Here is a 17593-nt window from a genome sequence, read left to right as displayed (position 1 = left end):
ACGGACTGCATGGCCCGCTGGACCTCTTCACGTCGGCTCGGCATGCAGTCCAAAGAAAGTTCCCATTTCTTGGACCGCATAGGAGAGAGCCAGATGGCCAGACATTCCATCGCGAACGGCGAGGTTGCATTCAAGGACGTCGGCACACGCGACCGTATCCTTCTCGCCTCGGCACGGCTGTTCCGCTACAACGGGTTGCACACGACGACGTTGCGCGAAGTCGCCCGCGAGACCGGGATCACGGTCGGAAGCATCTACAATCACTTCGCGTCGAAAGAAGAAATCCTCGACGAGGTGCTGCGCATCGGCGTGGAGAATGTCGCCGCGAACGTCCGCGACCGTGTCGCGGCGCTGCCCGAGACGGCGACAGGGCGCGAGCGCATCGCGACGGCCATTCACGAACACCTATTGACCGCCCTGCACCAGGGCGACTTCACCTCTGCCAACATACGGCTCTGGGCGCAATTGCCGCCCGAGGTGAAACGGCGCCAGCGGAAAGTACGCCGCGAATACGCGGAGTACTGGCGCTCATTGTTCCGCAGTGCCCAGGAGGCCGGCGAGCTTAACCCTCACCTCGATGTCACGGTGATGGAGCTGTTCGTCGTGGGGGCAATCAACTGGACCGGCGAGTGGTACGACCCGCGCCGCGGGTCCTTCGACGCGTTCTGCAATCAGTTGCTGGCGATGATCTTTGACGGACTTGCGGTGGCTCCGGATGGCGAGGCGCCGACCAGGGATGGAGAGAAATGGAAGCGGACGGAGAAGAAATCGCCCTGAGATGCACGGGTATCGAACGACGCTTTCACGGCGTTGTTGCGGTAACCGGCATCGACGTCGCAATCGCGAAGGGAGAAATATTCGGGCTGGTAGGCCCGAACGGCAGCGGGAAAACCACCCTCGTCAACGCCATCACCGGATTCTTCCCACCGTCCAGTGGAGAAATCCGCCTGAACGAAAAGGTCACGACCGGCCTTGCCCCCTATCGCATCGCGTCGCTCGGCGTGGCGCGAACATTCCAGAACCTGGCGCTTTTCAACGGGCTGACGGTTCTCGACAATATCCTCCTCGGCCGCCACATCCACATGCGCCCCTCAGTCTGGCGCACGGCACTCTATTGGTGGGCGGCGCAGGCTGAAGAGGCGGCCAATCGCGAAAAGGTCGAAGAGATTATCGAGTTCATGCAGCTGGAAAGCGTGCGTGACGAACTGGTCGACGACATTCCGATCGGCGTCAAGAAACGGATCGAACTGGCCCGCGCGCTGGCGTCCGAACCTTCGCTGCTGATCCTCGACGAGCCGATGGCCGGCATGAACCAGGAAGAGACCGAATACATGGCGCGGTTCATTCTGGATGCCCGCGACGAACGGGATGTCACCGTCCTGCTGATCGAGCACCAGATGGACGTCATCACCGGGATCTGTGACCGGGTCCTCGCCCTGAACTATGGCGAGATGATCGCGACCGGCACCCCGTCCGAAGTTGTCTCCGATCCCCGTGTGGTCGAAGCCTATATCGGGGGCAGTCGTGAACCTGTCTGACTCCGCACCCCACACGCTGATGCATCTGGTGCGGGACAATGCCCGGACCGTGCCAGGCGACATCGCGTTTCGGGAAAAGGTCCGCGGCATCTGGCGCAACCTGACCTGGGCCGAACTCGAACGAATGGTCGAGACCTGCGCTGCGGGCCTTCACGGTTTGGGCATGCGACCCGGCCGGGCAGTGCTGATCCTTGGCGACAACAATGTTCGTCTTTATGCCGCGCTTCTGGCGACCGGATACATGCGCGGCTACGCCATGCCCGCCTTTCCCGACGCCGGGTCCGAGGAACTGGCCCATATCGTCGGGGATCACGATCTCTGCGCGGTGATCGTCAGCGATCAGGAACAGGCCGACAAGGCCATCGAACTGCGTCGTCGCGGGCTGCAGACCGGGGTGATCGTCTATGACGACGACCGGGGTCTGAAGGATTATGCCGAAGACCGGATGCAATCGTGGGACAAGCTCCTGCGGGACGGCGCCGCGGCGCTGGCGGAGCAGCCGGACCTGCCTGAGCAATGGCTGGCGGCACTCGGCGAGGACGATCCGGCGGTTCTGGTGCATTCCTCGGGCACCACCGGAAAGCCCAAGAGCATCCTGCTCAGCCACCGCAACGTGTTGTCGGTGGGCCGGGCCTGCATCGAAGCCGACGTGCTGGAGCCGGGATGCGAACTGGTCGCTTACCTGCCCATGGGGTGGATCGGGGATATTCAGCTGTCCATCGTCAACGCGTTTCTGGGCCGCTGCACGGTCAATGTCCCGGAAAGCCAGGAAACCGTCATGCACGACGTGCGAGAGGTCGCGCCGTCGTTCTACCTCGCGACCCCGCGAAGCTGGGAGAACCTGCTGACCGCTATCCAGGTCGCGATGGAGGATGCCACGCCGCTCAAGAAGCGGGTCTACCGGTTCTTCGTCGACCGTTCGGTCGAACGCGAGCGCCGCCTGAACCGTGGCCAGTCCGGCGGCCTCGGCGGCGGGATGATCCGGTGGCTCGGGGACAGGCTGGTCTTTGGCCCGATCAAGGACAAGTACGGCCTGTCGCGTGTCACCCACGCATGGACCGGCGGCGAGGCGATCGGCGAGGAGACGTTCCTGTTCTACCGCGCCATGGGTCTGCGGCTGCGGCAGCTCTATGGCCAGTCGGAACTGTCGGCCTTCGCCACGGTGCAGGCCGCAGGCGCCACCAAGATCCATACCGTCGGCCGCCCGATCAATGGCGTCGAGCTGCGGATCAGCGACAGCGGCGAAGTGCTGGTTCGTTCACCCGGCGTTTTCGCCGGGTATCTCAACCGCCCCGACGCCACGGCCGAGGCGCTGCGCGACGGCTGGCTGCACACCGGGGACGCCGGGCGGATCGAGGACGGCGAACTGGTGATCGAGGGCCGTTTCTCGGAAATGGTCTCGACCGCTGGCGGCCAGCGCTACGTGCCGACCGCCATCGAGAACCGGCTGAAGTTCAGCCCCTACATCAAGGATGCCGCCGTCTTCGGCGCGGGCCGGGATGAACTGGTCGCGCTGGTCTGCATAGATTTCGGCGCGGTCGGACACTGGGCCCAGATCAACGGAGTTTCCTACACCTCCTATGCCGATCTGGCGCAGAAGCCGAAGGTTTACGACCTGATCGAACGGGCGGTGCGCGACCTGAACGCCTCGCAACCGGACGGCCTGAAAATCCGCCGGTTCGCCTGCCTCTACAAGCAGTTCGACCCCGACGACGGCGAGATCACCCGCACCCGGAAACTGCGCCGGACCGCCGTGCAGGAGATGTACGAGCCGGTGATCGAGGCGCTTCACGACGCACAGCCCGAGGTCCTGACGCAGGCGCGCGTGACCTACGAAACCGGCGCAACAGGCAGCATCGAACGCCGCCTCGAACTGAGGGAGATCTGACGATGGACTGGATCCTGTTCCTGGAACTTGCCGCGAACGGTGCCGTCACGGGCCTGCTCTATGCCATGGTGGCGATCAGCATCGTGCTGATCTTCAAGTCCTCGGCAGTGCCGAACCTCGCGCAGGGCGCGCTGGTCATGGTGGGCGCCTATGCGGTGCTGGCCTTCTCCGACTGGCTCGGCCTGCCGATGTGGCTGGCCATTCCGGCCGCGATGGTCTTCATGTTCGGTCTCGGGATCGGGATCGAGCGGCACGCGCTGCGCCGCCTCGCCGGCCAGCCGATCATCATGATCCTGATGATGACCCTCGGCCTCGATATCTTCCTGCGCGGCATCACCCTTGCGGCCTTTGGCGGTTCCGCGCGCCGCATGGACCTCGGCATCAGCGACGATCCCCTGTTCGTCGGCCAGATCCTGATGAGCCGGGTGCATCTGACCGGGGCCGCCGTCGCGCTGATGGTCTTTGCCGCACTGGTGCTGTTCTTCCGCACCCGGCGCGGCATCCGCCTGCGGGCGATTTCCAACGACTACGTGGCATCGTGGTCGGTCGGTATCGGTGTCGAGCAGGGCGTCGCCCTCTCGTGGGCGCTGGCCGCCGTCATCAGCACCATCGCCGGCGTGTTCTGGGGGGCGGTGCAGGGCGTCGATCAGAGCCTGTCGCTCCTGCTCCTCAAGAGCCTGACGGTTGCGGTTCTGGGCGGGCTCGACAGCCTGCCGGGGGCGATCGTGGCGGGCATCCTTCTGGGTGTTCTGGAAAGCGTGGTCTCGGGCTACCTCGATCCGCTGGTCGGGGGTGGCAGCCGCGAACTCGTCGTGGCGGTGACCCTCATCCTGACGGTGCTGATCCGGCCGCACGGGCTGTTCGGCGATCGCTCGGTGGAAAGGATCTGACGATGTTCTACCGACTCTCTGGCGTCCGCCACTTCAGCTATACCGGCGACCGCTCTCTCTATCGCATCCCGTTCGAGCGCAACGCCGCCCTCGCTTTGCTGGCGGCGGCGATCCTCGCGCCCTGGATCATCGGCGAACTGACCCTGACCAGCCTCGTTCAGCCCTGGCTGATCTGGACCAGCGCCGCGCTCGGGCTCAACCTCGTGGTGGGGTGGGCCGGTCAGCTGCACCTCGGCTACGCCGCCGTCATGGGGGTCGGGGCCTATGCCGGGACCCATGCCGCGCGCTCCGGCGTGCCATGGGAAATCGCCATCGTCCTCGCCGGTTTCGCCTCGATGGTCATCGGCAGCGTCTTTTCGATCGCCGCGCTGAGGGTCAAGGGGCTGTACCTGGCCCTGACGACCCTTGCCATGCAGTTCGTCATCGATTGGAGCATCGTGCACCTGTCGGTTGTCAGCGGCGGCGCCCTCGCCTCTCTGCGCGCGCCGGACATGTCCCTGCTGGGGTTCGAGATCAACGGGACGGCCGGGCTCTACTACGTCGCGCTGGCGTGGTGCGTGCTGGTCACGATCTTCATGATGAACCTGCGCCGGTCGGCCCTCGGACGGGCGCTGATGGCGGTGCGCGAAAAGGACTACGCGGCCGAGATCATCGGCGTCCGCAGCTTCGTGTTCAAGCTGGTCGCCTTCGCAGCGTCCTCCTTCATCGCGGGCGTGTCCGGCGCGGTGCTGATCGCCACCTATTACCATATCGTGACGCCTGACCAGTTCTCGACCCAGGTGTCGATCCAGGTGCTGGCCATGGTGATCGTCGGGGGACTGGGCAGCATCATCGGCACCTATCTCGGCACGGCGCTGATCCTGATCATGCCGGGCCTCGTCGCCGCGCTGTTCCACGGGGCAACCGAGCTGTTCGACCTGAGGATCGGGGTCGAGACACTCGCCCACCTTCCCAATGCGGCCTACGGGGCGCTCATCATGGGCTGCCTTCTGTGGGAACCGCTGGGTCTTGGGCGGCTCTACCACAACATGCGCAGCTACCTGATCGCATGGCCCTTCGGCTACCTGAAGAAGTGAGGCCCACCATGACGACGGCGTCCGCCGAACCCCTGCTGAGCCTCCGCAACGTCGAGGTGGTCTATGACAACGTCTCGCTCGCGGTCAGCGGCGTCTCGCTCGACGTGCCGGAGGGTCAGCTGATCGCGCTTCTGGGGGCCAATGGTGCAGGCAAGAGCACCACGCTGCGCAGCATCAGCGGGCTGCTGCAGGCGGCGCGCGGCAAGGTCACGCGGGGCGAGATCCGTTACGCCGGGCAACTGGTCAACACCCTCAGTCCGCAGGACAGGGTCAAGCTGGGCATCGTTCAGGTGCTCGAGGGTCGCCACGTCTTCGAGCAGTTGACGACAAACGAGAACCTCGAGGCCGCCTGCCCCGTCGAGATGAGCCGCGCCGAGATGCGTAGCGCCCTCGACCGGGCCTATACGTTCTTTCCGCGCCTTGCCGAACGCCGCAACGCCACCTCCGGTTACCTGTCCGGCGGCGAACAGCAGATGCTGGCCATCGCGCGGGCGCTGATGACAAGGCCCCGGATGCTCATGCTGGACGAGCCGAGCCTCGGGCTCTCGCCCATGCTGACGACCGAGATCTTCTCGATCATCCGGCGCATCAACAGGGAAGAGGGTATTTCGGTCCTGCTCGTCGAACAGAACGCATTCGCCGCGCTGGACCTCGTCAGCCACGGCTACCTGATCGAATCCGGTCGGGTGGTCATGCACGACACCGCAACCGCGATGAAGAACAACCCTGACATCCAGGAATTCTACCTGGGCGGTCATGGCGTCAACTTCCGCGACATCAAGCATTACCGCCGGCGCAAGCGCTGGCTGACCTGAACAATCAACTATGACCTGGGCCAACCGGGCAGCCAATCAACGGAGGAAAAACATGAAAATCAAATTGTTGTCCCTGTGCGCCGTCGCGGCGTGCAGCCTGGGAACTATTGCCCAATCACAGGAGACCGTGAAGTTCGGTCTCTGTTACGACCTGTCGCGATCCTACAGCTTCGCCACGCCCTCGTTCGTTCAGGCGGCAGAGGACCTCGCCACCCTCGTCAACGACAAGGGCGGGATCGAAGGGCACAAGGTCGAATTCCTTGTGCAGGACACGGCGAACGAGCCGCAGCGCGGGATCGAATGCTACGAATCCTACAAGCGCGAGGGCGTGCTGATCTTCGACACCATGTCGACGCCCGTCTCGCAGGCGGTCCTGCCGCGTGCGATGCGCGACGGCAACGTGATGATGCAGCCGCTCGTCGGTCGCGGCGATGCGATCGTGGGCGACGTGTTCGACTGGATCTTCCCCGTGGGGCCCACCTACTGGGGGCAGGCCGCGAACGCGATGGACTACATCAAGCAGCAGAGCGGCGGGTCGCTGGAGGATACGAAGGTTGCTTTCGTGTTCATGGACCATCCGTTCGGCTATGAACCGCAGCCGGTGCTCGAGGAGATCACCAAGCGCGAGAACGCCGACATCCGCTTCTTCCCGTTCCCGCTGCCCGGCGTCGACCAGTCCTCGGTCTGGTCGCAGGTCCGTCGCTATGGCCCCGACTGGGTGCTGTTCTGGGGTATCTCGAACATGCACGTCGTCGCGGCCCGTGAAATGCGGCGCAACGGCATCCCGATGGAGAAATACATCGGCGTCAATTGGGTCAGCAAGACCGACATCGAGAACATGGGCGGGCTCGGCAAAGGGCTGAAGCGCAGCTCGGTGGTCGACAGCGATCTCGAAAACCCCCTGCGGCAGGAGATCGTGGACAAGGTCTATGGTGCCGGCAAGGGTGCCGGCGACGTCGCGGGAACCGAGAACAGCTACTACATGGTCGGTCTCGCACTTTACTCGATCGCCTTCGAGGCCATCCGCATCGCCGCCGAGCAGACCGATGGTCCCCTGACCGCCGAGGCGATCAAAGCGGGGTACGAGAGCATCCGCGATTTCGACAATGCCGGGCTCACGGCCGCGGTGACCGTCACGCCCGAAGATCACGGCGGCGGCGGCAAGACGCGGATCGAATCCTGGGACGGCGAGACGTGGGTGCAGGAGACGGACTGGTTCTCGGCCTACGACGACATCGTCTGGTCCATCGCCCGCGACGCGGCGTCGAAATACGAGGACTGACGCCAACGGGTCCGGAAACGGACCGGTGACGCCCCGGCCCGAGCCGGGGCGTCCGCATCCCGATCCACTGCAAAGGAGAACGAGAATGGATTTCCAGGATATCGCCTATACCAAGGCGAACGGCGTCGCGAGAATTACGATCGACAGGGAAAGCGTCATGAACGCTTTCCGCGGTGAAACAGTCGAAGAGATGATCCTTGCCTTCAGAGATGCCGACAACGATCCCGCGATTGGGGTGATCGTGTTGGCCGGCGCAGGCGAACGCGCGTTCTGCACCGGGGGCGACCAGACGGCGCACGAAGGTTCCTACGACGGTCGCGGCGTGGTCGGGCTTCCGATCGAGGAGCTTCATACCGCCATCCGGGATGCACGCGTCCCCGTGATCGCGCGGGTTCAGGGCTATGCGATCGGCGGCGGCAACGTGCTGGCCACCCTCTGCGACATCACGATCGCCTCCGAGAAGGCCATCTTCGGTCAGGTCGGCCCCAAGGTCGGGTCTGTCGATCCTGGCTGGGGCACGGCCTACCTCGCGCGGGTGATCGGCGAGAAGAAAGCGCGCGAGCTGTGGTACTTCTGCCGCCGATACAGCGCGCAGGAGGCCGAACGCATGGGGCTGGCCAACATCGTTGTCCCCCATGACGAGCTCGACGCGACCGTCGAGAGTTGGTGTGCCGAGCTGATGGAACGCAGCCCCACGGCGATCGCCATTGCCAAGCGCTCGTTCAATTCCGACAGCGACAACATCCGCGGCATCAGCAATTCAGGGATGGAGACCCTTGCGCTCTTCTACCAGACCGCTGAGTCCCAGGAAGGCGCCAAAGCCTTCAAGGAAAAACGCAAGCCGGACTTCCGCAAGGCGCGCGACGCCGGATAGGCCGGCCGACAGGCCGGGCCGGGGCGCGCCGACAGGGCGCCTCCCGGCCCATTTGCCGTCCGGGTGGATCGGGACCCGCGTCGGCCTGCCCTATGCACGGGATCAGCCTCAATGCTCAGGCAACACTGCGCCGCGATGGCTTTCGTTGCCGATGAGCCGAGATCCGACACTTTCCCAATTTGACGACAAACCTCAGGCAGATTTCTCAGGCTGCGCGGCGCGCATTGCCAGCCCATTTAAGGTCGTGACCGCGACCGGTGAACGGTCCCGGTCCCCGAGTATGGGCGATGCTGAATGTGGTCCTGCTGCCATGCCAGACCCTGCGTCTCGACACAGGCGCAAGTCCGCAGCACGAAGGCCATCCGGTTCAGCCCGGCGCTTCTGACACGCCTTCCTGTCCCGGTTTCTGTCACCGCCCGACGTCGTTGGGCGACGGCATTCCGTTCCGCACGGTTGACGCTTCGGGTTGTAGAACATCTCGGTCTACCCAGTGGGCCTTGCGTCGGCAATCTCCTGCATGTCCAGGCCGACACCGCAATCGCCCGCCACGCTCCACCGCACTCTCGAGTTCATCGGCCGGTTCGGGCGACGGGCGCGCTGTCGGCCCGCGCCTGGTCAGAACAGCACCGAAGGAAGGTAGAGCGCAATGCCCGGCAATAGCGCCACCAGCGCAACGCGAAGCAGGTCCACGACGATGAATGGCACGATGCCCTTGATGATGCGCGTGATCGGAACATCCGGCGTGACGCTGCGCATCACGAACAGGTTGATGCCGATCGGCGGGGTGATCAGCCCGAGTTCGCACAGGATCACAAGGAGGATTCCGAACCAGATCGGGTCGAAACCAAGGCCGACGACCACGGGGAAGAACAGCGGCACCGTCAGCAGGATCATCGAGATCGATTCCATCATCATGCCCAGCACGATGTAGATCACGCATATGACGAAGATCACCAGGGCCGGCGAGAAGCCCGACTCCGTGACAAAGCTCAGCAGTGCGTCGTGTGCGCCCGAATAGTTCAGGAACTCGGTGAACAGCCCCGCCCCGATGATGAGCGCGAAGAGGATCGCTGTCGTCTCGGCGGTGTCGGCCAGAATCTCGTAGAACTGCTTCAGCCCCAGCTTGCGGCGGAGCAATGCGATGACCATGGCGCCGAAGGCTCCGAACCCCGCGGCCTCGGTCGTGGTGAAGAAGCCGGAATAGATGCCGCCGATCACCAGCACGAACAGCAGGACCGCCGCCCAGATATGCCCGATCGAGGACCAGCGTTCGGACCAGCTGGCCCTGGCGGCCGTGGGCGCCGAAGCCGGCGAACGCCAGACGGTCCAGCGCACCGCCACGATGTACAGCAATATGCCGATGATGCCGGGTATCAGCCCTGCGGCATACAGCATGCCGATGTGGCTTTCGGTGATGATCCCGTAGATCACCAGCAGGACGCTTGGCGGAATGAGGATGCCGAGGGTCGCACCCGCAGCGATCGACGCGGTCGACAGGCTGTCATCGTAGCCGTACTGCCGCATCGACGGCATGGCCACCTTGCCCATGGTCACCACGGTCGCCACCGACGACCCGCAGATCGAGGCGAACCCGCCGCTGGCCACCACTGTGGCCACGCCGAGCCCGCCCTTGCGTGCACCAAGGAAAGCCTGCGCCGCACGGTAAAGCTCGCGCGAGATTCCGGTGCCGGCGACGAGGTTGCCCATCAGGATGAACAGCGGGATCACCACCATGGAATAGGACATCGTGCTTTCCCGCGACACCATGGCCAGCATCGACGAGGCCGGGCGCCATCCCACGAGGTAGCCAAAGCCCAGAAAACCCACGAGGCCCATGGCAAGGGCGATCGGCACGCGCATGAAAATCAAGGCAAACGCCGAAGCGAAGCCCATCAAAGCGACTGTCATCCTAGTAATTTCCCCCAGACGTGCGGCGGTCGGTCTTGCCCGCAGCAAGTTCAGACATTGGAATTTTCCGTGACCATGGATTTGCCATCGGACGCGTCGGCGTCGCCGGGCGTGCCTCGCGTGTCGCGGAAGAAGTTGAGCAGAAGCGCCAGGAAGCAGGCGGCGGTGATCGCCGACAGGATGGACATGCCGTAGACCAGCGGCGCGATCGGGATCTGCATCGTCGGCGTCGCATCGTTGTAGCGCGCGGTGCTGTCCGCGAGATGCCATAGCCGCAACGCCATCATCCCGAAGAAGAACGTCCCGACGGCAATCATCAACAAGGTCTGAATCGCCTTGAAGACCCGGTTATGGATGATGTCCAACAGGTCCACGACGATGTGCTTCTGCCGGATGGCGATAAAGGGCAGCATCAGGAAGACGACGGCCGCGAGGATCAACTCGGTCATCTCGGCCGCCCCGTTCAGCGGCCGGTTGAAGAAGTTTCGCCCGATGACGTCGACGAAGGTCATCATCATGAGGAGGAACAACAGCACTGCCGCAATGAGGCTGATTGCTATTTCCACGGCCTTGAGCACGACTGCTCCTCCTCTGCTTCAGTCTCAGTTGGTCGCCTGGGATTCCGCTTCGGCGACGCGGCGGCGGAACTCGGCCAGCACCTCGAGCGGATTCTCCATGCCCTTCTCGCGGGCGCGCTCGGCCCAGGCTTCCTCGAGCGGGACGGTCGCTTCCTGCAACTGGGCGAGCATGTCGTCGCTGACGGTGTCGACGGTCATGCCTTCGGTTGCATTCATCTGCTCGATCGCCTCGCCAACAGCCTTCGAGAAGGCACCGCCGGCCTTTTCGGCCAGGGCGCGGCCCGAGATCGCCCAGATGGCTTCCTGGTCCTCGGCCGAGATGCGGGACCAGCTGTCCTCGTTCATGATCACGCCGAGCGTGGCCGAAAACAGGCCGCCGGGAACGATCGTGTAGTTGCTGGCAAGGTCGAGCCAGTTCAGGCTGATCACCGTGTCAGGCTGGCTGAGGCTGCCGTCGATCACGCCGGTCGACATCAGCTCGAACGCCTCGTTCGCGGATTTCAGGATCGGCACGGCGCCGACCGCTTCCAGCATCGACGTGGCGTAGGGACCCGCGGTGCGCAGCTTGAGGCCCTGAAGGTCCTCCATGGTCTCGATCTTCTTTTCGGTCGTCAGGATGTGGCCGGGCGCGTTCGCGAACAGGGTCATCACCTTGACGCCGTCGTATTCGCCGAGCGGCTCGATGGATTCCTCGAAAATGTCCCAGAAGATCGGAGCGAATACCGCGGGATCGTTGCCGACCCACGACATCTCGCCGATCTCGGACATGACGAAGCGGCCCGGCGTGTAACCGGTCACGATAAAGGAAATGTCTGCCAGCCCGTCCCGCACGACGTCGAACTGGCCCGCGGCGGTGCCGACCGTCTTGGGCAGGGCTTCGACGACCACGCGTCCCTCGGTCACTTCCTCGATCTGCTCGAAGTACGGGAACACGATGTCCGTGTTGATGTAGTGCTGCAGCGGCAGCCAGGAAGAATACCGCAGCGTGACGTCCTGTGCGGCGGCGGAAACGGCGGTGGTGGCGAAGATCGCCCCGGCCGTAAGTATTCTGGAATACGTCATTTTTGTTCTCCCTGACTTTGACTGTATTATGTTAATCAGTGCAACATCGGTGATGGGCACTTCTTACTTTGTTCACCGGGAACTAGTAACGCGCCCCGGCGGCGTCCCCTGTCCCCGTGGGGGGTTACAAGCGGGGCTTGAAGGCTGTCGGGTTAGTCCTTCGACGCGCTTTTACGGGCGGTGGTGGCTGTCATCGTCATGCCGTGCCGCGATCAGGTCTCGGGCGTGACACAGGTTGGCGAGCAAGCTTCGACCCGGATGTTGTCCAGGTGTTCACGGACGAGCTGTCCTGAGAGAAAGGCGCGCGCCTAGGCCACCTGCGACAATGGCTTCAACCCTCGCAAGCGCTGGCCTGAGCGCAGTGTGGCAGGGGCAAGGGCGTCCGAAACGGAAAGAGCGGCCCTCGCCGGAACGAGCCGCTGCACGGACCGCACGGTGGTCCGCTTCACGCCGCGCCGCGTGTCCGACAGCGCGTTGACCCCATCCACTTGGTCCGGGGGTGAAAAAGGCAGGGGCTCAGTTCAGTTCCAGCCAGGGTTTCCTGCGGCTGTACTCTGCCTCGAACGCCCCGATGGCCGCGTCATGTGTCAGCGTCAGGTCGATGTCGTCCAGACCCTGCAACAGGCGCTTGCGGCGCGAGGGCTCGATCTCGAAGCTGATCACTTCGCCATCGGGCGCGACGATCGTCTGCGCGTCGAGATCGACGGTCATCTCGGCGCCGGGTGTCGCGTGAAGGGCATCACGCAGGGCCTTGCAGACCGCGTTGTCCAGCCGGATCGTCAGCAGCCCGTGCTTGGCGCTGTTGGCGTAGAAGATGTCGCCGAAGCTGCTGGCGATCACGCAGCGAAAGCCCGCGTCGACCAGAGACCAGACCGCCTGTTCCCGGCTGGACCCGCCGCCGAAGTTGCGGTCGGCCACGACGATCCCGGCCCCCGCGAACCGGGGATCATCCACGATGTGCCCGCCCTCTGCCTTGCGCAGGTCGTGGAACAGCACATCCGCGTAGCCATCGCCGCGCGGACGACGCAGGAAGCGCGCCGGGGCCAGCTGGTCGGTGTCGACGTTGGGCTGGTCGACCGGCAGGGCCGGTGCGGTGAGTTTGGTGAATTTGTCCATCGTCGGTCTCCTCAGCCCAGGTCTCGCACGTCGGACAGGCGTCCGGTGAGCGCGGCGGCGGCGGCCATCGCGGGGCTCATCAGGTGGGTGCGGCTGCCCTGCCCCTGCCGGCCGCGGAAGTTGCGGTTGGTGGTCGAGGCGCAGCGCTTGCCCGAGGCCACGAGGTCGCCGTTCATGCCCACGCACATCGAGCAGCCGGATTCCCGCCACTCGAACCCCGCATCCCGAAAGATGCGGTCCAGCCCCTCGGCTTCGGCCTGTGCCTTGACGGTCGAGGATCCCGGCGAGACCATCGCGGGGACCACGGCCCTGCCGCGCCCGGCGACGGCGGCGGCGGCGCGCAGATCCTCGATACGGGAGTTGGTGCAGGACCCGATGAAGACCTGATCCACCGTCACATCCGTCAGCGCCATACCCGGCGTCAGCCCCATGTAGTCGAGCGTGCGCAGGATCGCGTCGCGGGTGATGTCGTCCTTGGCCTGCGCCGGGTCGGGCACCCGGCCCGTGATCGGCAGCGCGTCCTCGGGGCTGTTGCCCCATGTGACCATCGGCGTCAGTTGAGAGGCGTCCAGCCGGACCTCGCGGTCGAACACCGCGCCCTCGTCCGTGCGCAGCGCGCGCCAGCTTTCCACCGCGGCCTCCCAGTGCTCGGGACCGGGCGCGAAGGGCTTGCCCTTCAGGTATTCGAACGTCGTTTCGTCCGGCGCGATCATGCCGCTGCGGGCCCCGGCCTCGATCGACATGTTGCAGACGGTCAGCCGCTCTTCCACGTCGAGCGAGCGGATCAGCGATCCCGCGTATTCGATGGCATGACCCGCACCGCCATTCGCACCGATATGGGCGATGATCGACAGGACGATGTCCTTGGCCGTCACGCCGGCCGGACGCTCGCCGTCGATGGTGATCCGCATCGTCCTGGGCTTCTTGATCCACAGGGTCTGGGTCGCCAGCACGTGCATCACTTCGGAGGCCCCGATGCCGAAGGCCAGCGCGCCGACGCCGCCATGGGTCGAAGTGTGGCTGTCGCCGCAGACGATGACCAGTCCGGGCTGCGAGATGCCCTGTTCCGGCCCGACGACATGGACGATCCCCTGCCGCCTGTCGCCCAGACCGAAATGGGTGAACCCGTGCCGCTTGGCATTCGCCGCCAGCGCTGTGACGACCCGACGCTGGTCGGGGTCCGTGAGGTCCGCCATGTCGTGGCTGACGGTCGGCGTGCCGTGGTCCGGCGTCGCGAAGATCCGGTCGGGCCGGCGCGGTGTCAGGCCGCGTTCCTCCAGAAAGGTGAAGGCGTGGATCGATCCGTCATGCGCGAGGTGCCGCGAGACATAGAGCAGCGATGTGCCACCCTCGTCGCGCAGGATCTCGTGCTCCTCCCAGATCTTGTCGATGATGGTCTTCGGGTCGGACATGGCGTCACCTACCTTGCTGTGGCCGTGCGCGCGGCGCGGCTCTTGCGGATGAGCGGAAGCATCAGCGAGGCCAGCAGCAGGAGCGCCAGAACCATCGCGACGGGCCGCGAGAAGATGTAGGACAAATCGCCGCCCGAGATCTGGTAGGAGCGCAGCAGCTCTCCCTCGGCCATGCTTCCCAGAAGCAGGCCGATCACGACGGCGGCGACCGGATAGCCGTGGCGGCGCAGGAACCAGCCGAGGATGGCGAATACCAGCACGGTCACCGGTCCGCTGATGTTGCCGACCAGCGAATAGGCGCCGAACACGGCCAGTGTCAGGACCGACGGCGCGAGGTAGCGCACCGGCACACGCACCACGGACGAGGCGACGAAGACGAAGCCGAGACCCACGACGATCAGCATGAAGACCTGGGCGAAGTTGCCGAGGATGATCCCGTAGATGATGTCCATGTTGTCGCTGATGAAGCGGGGGCCGCCGGTCACGTCATGCATCGCGAAGGCCGAGAGCATCACCGCCGTCGCCCCGCCGCCGGGAATGCCAAGCGCGAGGAGTGTCGCCATCGAGCCGCCTTCGGACGAAGAGTTGGCGGATTCCGACGCCGCGACGCCGCGCGGGTCGCCCTTGCCGAAGCTCTCCGGATCGTCTGCACGGCGCTTGGTTTCGGAATAGGATACGAGGTTCGCGACCGCCGAGCCGACACCCGGAATGGCGCCGATGATGACGCCCAGCAGACCGCCGCGCAGCCAGACCACGGGATATTGCAGGACCATCACGAACCCTTCCATGATGCGGCGGAAGGAGATCTGGCGGCTGGTCTCGTCCTCGACGATGTAGTCCGAGCGGATCAGGCGGAACAGCTCCGACGCCGCGAACAGGCCGATCAGCGCCGGGGTCGTGGAAATCCCGTCCAGCAGGGCCATCTGCCCCATCGTCCCGCGCATGTCCCCGAGCGCCGAAAAGCCGATCAGCCCCAGCAGGACACCCAGCGTCCCCGCCAGCGCGCCCTTGGCGAAACTGCCAGCGCCGAGCGCGGCGATCAGGGTCAGGCCCCACATGGCGATGATGAACATCTCGACCGGCCCGAGTTTCAGGACGGACTCCGCGATCGGGCTGACGAACAGCAGCAGGACGATGTAGCCGATCGCCGTCCCGACGGTGGAGGCCGCCAGCGCGAGGCCGAGCGCCTGGCTGTGCCTGCCCGCCTGCGCCATCGGATAGCCGTCGAACGCGGTCGCCACTGCGGCCGCGGTTCCCGGCACGTTGACGAGGATCGCGGGGATCGCGCCGCCGAACGACCCTGCGGTGAAGATCGCGGTCAGGAACAGGATGGCCGGCAGGAAATCCATGTAGGCGGTGATCGGCAGAAAGATCGCCATGGCCACCGGCACCGAAAGGCCCGGCACGGCACCGAAGATAAGTCCGATCAGCAGGCCCGGCGGCACGACGAGCCAGGGTTGCCAGCTGGCCGACAGCATCTCGAGCGCCGAGGCAAAGGCTGTCATGTCGATCATGGCGCGGTCCGTGTGTTGGGCGTTCGGATCATCTCGGTCCCCTCAGAACAGCAGCGCCGGAACGTCGTAGGGCAGCATCTCGCTCAGCGCCCATGTCGACGCGCCGGCGAAGGCGGCGGAGTAGATCACCGCCAGCAGGATCTTGCGTTCGCCGAGCAGCAGAAGCGAGGCGAGGATGAAGACGAAGGCCGCCAGATCGAACCAGCCCCACGCCAGCCCGCCGATGAACGCGGCGAAAAGCGCGATGAACCCGAGACTGCGCAGGTCGGACAGCAGGGGCGCAAAGCTGCCGCCCTCGCCGTCCTCGCGGGACGGGTCGCGCGCGGCACGCAGAATGACGAAGAGACACAGCGCCAGCAGCAGAACGGCGGCGGGGGCGATCAGCATCAGGTTCTCGACGCTGTCTGACACCCGCCACGAGTCGTGCAGGAACCAGATGGCCCATCCCGCGACGACGAGAAGGACAATGACATGCTCGGTAAGGCGCGCGCGGCGGCCTCCGGTCGGGGACGGCATGACGGACTCCGGGGCTGATTGCGGAAAAGGCAGAGACGGGCGGCCATGTGGCCGCCCGGTCAGAGGTCACTTCTTGTCCGGCAGGTCCGCGTAGTCCTTGAGACCGTTGAAGCCGGCGGTCGTCAGCTCCTGGCTCTTTTCCGGACCCATCCAGCGCCCGCCGATGCCGTTTTCCTTCAGCCATGCCTGATAGTCCTCGCGCTCCAGCGTGGCCTTCAGGATCTCGACGAAGCGCGCATACCGCTCGGGATGCTGTTCCTCGAACTTCGCGTTGGCAATGACCGAGGTGGTGTATTCGCTGAACAGCGGCATATCCACGTCGTACTGCGCCAGCGCCTCGTTGATCTTCGGTCCGTCCCATTGCGGGACGTCATCCGCCGTCACCACGGCGATCGAGCGGATGCGGTCGCGGATCGACTCGGATCCGTTGGCGGCGACGAAGGTGAAGTCGACCTGACCCCCCGCGACCGCCGTGCGCAGCGGCGCGCCGCCGTCGTAGGTCACCATCCGGATATTCTCGCGCGGGATGCCCAGCATGTCGAACATCAGCAGCTGCTGCAGGTAGGACCCGCCGCTGGTCATCGTCGCGGCGGTGACAGCGCCCTTGCCTTCCTTGGCCTTGGAAATCAGGTCGTGAATGTCCGTGATGCGGCCGTCCGTCGGCACGGCCACGATGGGAAAGTCGGTCCACTGGGTGTTGATGACCGAGAAGTCCTCCCACTCGACCGGCACGTCGGTCTGCAGGATCACGTTGGCAAGGAACGGCGTCGCCTGCATGACGAGGAAGTTGCTGCCATCCGCAGGAAGCTGCGAGAAGAAGGCGACGCCCATGGCACCCGCGCCGCCGGGCCGGTTCTGGACCGTCACCGCGACGCCATCCAGCTCCATCTGCATGAAGTTGGCCAGACCCCGCGCCAGCCGGTCGGCACTGCCGCCGGTGTTGAACGGCACGGTAAAGGTGATGCGGTCACCCGATTTGGGCCAGTCTTCCTGCGCCAGTGCGGGCATTGCGGCAAAGGCAGCCAGCGTCAGCGCGCCGAGGGCGCGTCTCGTGAAACGTTTCATGTTTTCTCCTCCCATTTGTCTTTCTGGTCCGGTTCGCCCGGACGCCGCCGCCCCCTCCC

The 17593-nt window shown here is 65.0% G+C and carries 16 protein-coding genes; 8 read left to right on the top strand and 8 right to left on the bottom strand.

All coding sequences use genetic code 11. The features are described 5' to 3' along the window. Nucleotides 1-93: 93 nt before the first annotated feature. From ATO6_RS20075 to ATO6_RS20040, 8 genes are all read left to right on the top strand, one after another. Nucleotides 94-777 carry a TetR/AcrR family transcriptional regulator gene (locus tag ATO6_RS20075; protein WP_088625931.1) on the top strand — a complete coding sequence of 228 codons (684 nt, stop codon included), beginning with the start codon at nt 94-96 and terminating at the stop codon, nt 775-777. Then, nucleotides 747-1538, top strand: a complete 792-nt coding sequence (locus tag ATO6_RS20070; protein ID WP_088625834.1) for an ABC transporter ATP-binding protein — start codon at nt 747-749, stop codon at nt 1536-1538. Before ATO6_RS20075 ends, ATO6_RS20070 begins: the two co-directional genes overlap by 31 nt. Beyond that, nucleotides 1525-3426 (top strand): long-chain fatty acid--CoA ligase, encoded by a 1902-nt coding sequence (locus ATO6_RS20065; RefSeq protein WP_303395925.1) that lies wholly within the window; start codon nt 1525-1527, stop codon nt 3424-3426. The genes ATO6_RS20070 and ATO6_RS20065 overlap by 14 nt, the downstream gene beginning before the upstream one ends. A 2-nt stretch (nt 3427-3428) precedes the next feature. Continuing rightward, nucleotides 3429-4316 carry a branched-chain amino acid ABC transporter permease gene (locus ATO6_RS20060; protein ID WP_088625832.1) on the top strand — a complete coding sequence of 296 codons (888 nt, stop codon included), beginning with the start codon at nt 3429-3431 and terminating at the stop codon, nt 4314-4316. A gap of 2 nt (nt 4317-4318) precedes the next feature. Beyond that, nucleotides 4319-5392: a branched-chain amino acid ABC transporter permease gene (locus ATO6_RS20055; RefSeq protein WP_088625831.1), complete on the top strand. Its 1074-nt coding sequence runs from the start codon at nt 4319-4321 to the stop codon at nt 5390-5392. An 8-nt stretch (nt 5393-5400) separates the two neighbouring features. Beyond that, a complete protein-coding gene (locus ATO6_RS20050; protein WP_088625830.1) occupies nt 5401-6207 on the top strand; it encodes an ABC transporter ATP-binding protein in 807 nt (268 codons plus the stop codon). Between the two features lie 127 nt (nt 6208-6334). Beyond that, nucleotides 6335-7489, top strand: coding sequence for an ABC transporter substrate-binding protein (locus ATO6_RS20045; protein WP_254919219.1), 1155 nt, complete (start codon nt 6335-6337; stop codon nt 7487-7489). 85 nt (nt 7490-7574) lie between these two features. Continuing rightward, nucleotides 7575-8363: an enoyl-CoA hydratase-related protein gene (locus ATO6_RS20040; protein ID WP_088625828.1), complete on the top strand. Its 789-nt coding sequence runs from the start codon at nt 7575-7577 to the stop codon at nt 8361-8363. A 615-nt stretch (nt 8364-8978) separates the two neighbouring features. Here the strand turns inward: ATO6_RS20040 and ATO6_RS20035 are convergent. The 8 genes from ATO6_RS20035 to ATO6_RS20000 form a co-directional block, all read right to left on the bottom strand. Next, nucleotides 8979-10271 carry a TRAP transporter large permease gene (locus tag ATO6_RS20035; protein ID WP_088625827.1) on the bottom strand — a complete coding sequence of 431 codons (1293 nt, stop codon included), beginning with the start codon at nt 10269-10271 and terminating at the stop codon, nt 8979-8981. A gap of 50 nt (nt 10272-10321) precedes the next feature. After that, nucleotides 10322-10849: a TRAP transporter small permease gene (locus tag ATO6_RS20030; RefSeq protein ID WP_088625826.1), complete on the bottom strand. Its 528-nt coding sequence runs from the start codon at nt 10847-10849 to the stop codon at nt 10322-10324. A gap of 24 nt (nt 10850-10873) precedes the next feature. Further along, nucleotides 10874-11911: a TRAP transporter substrate-binding protein gene (locus tag ATO6_RS20025; RefSeq protein WP_088625825.1), complete on the bottom strand. Its 1038-nt coding sequence runs from the start codon at nt 11909-11911 to the stop codon at nt 10874-10876. 516 nt (nt 11912-12427) lie between these two features. Continuing rightward, nucleotides 12428-13027 carry a 3-isopropylmalate dehydratase small subunit gene (leuD, locus tag ATO6_RS20020; protein WP_088625824.1) on the bottom strand — a complete coding sequence of 200 codons (600 nt, stop codon included), beginning with the start codon at nt 13025-13027 and terminating at the stop codon, nt 12428-12430. A gap of 11 nt (nt 13028-13038) precedes the next feature. Further along, nucleotides 13039-14439 (bottom strand): 3-isopropylmalate dehydratase large subunit, encoded by a 1401-nt coding sequence (gene leuC / locus ATO6_RS20015; RefSeq protein WP_088625823.1) that lies wholly within the window; start codon nt 14437-14439, stop codon nt 13039-13041. An 8-nt stretch (nt 14440-14447) separates the two neighbouring features. Then, entirely contained in the window at nt 14448-15953 is a 1506-nt protein-coding gene (locus ATO6_RS20010; RefSeq protein ID WP_088625822.1) for a tripartite tricarboxylate transporter permease, read from the bottom strand. Nucleotides 15954-15995: 42 nt separating this feature from the next. Beyond that, complete coding sequence (locus ATO6_RS20005; RefSeq protein WP_088625821.1) at nt 15996-16469, bottom strand: hypothetical protein; 474 nt, start codon at nt 16467-16469, stop codon at nt 15996-15998. Nucleotides 16470-16535: 66 nt separating this feature from the next. Further along, entirely contained in the window at nt 16536-17534 is a 999-nt protein-coding gene (locus ATO6_RS20000; RefSeq protein WP_176441031.1) for a tripartite tricarboxylate transporter substrate-binding protein, read from the bottom strand. Between the last annotated feature and the right edge of the window lie 59 nt (nt 17535-17593).

This window comes from Oceanicola sp. 22II-s10i (assembly GCF_002210105.1).
Classification (GTDB): Bacteria; Pseudomonadota; Alphaproteobacteria; order Rhodobacterales; family Rhodobacteraceae; genus Pseudooceanicola.
This window is presented reverse-complemented; position numbering and strand designations above follow the sequence as displayed.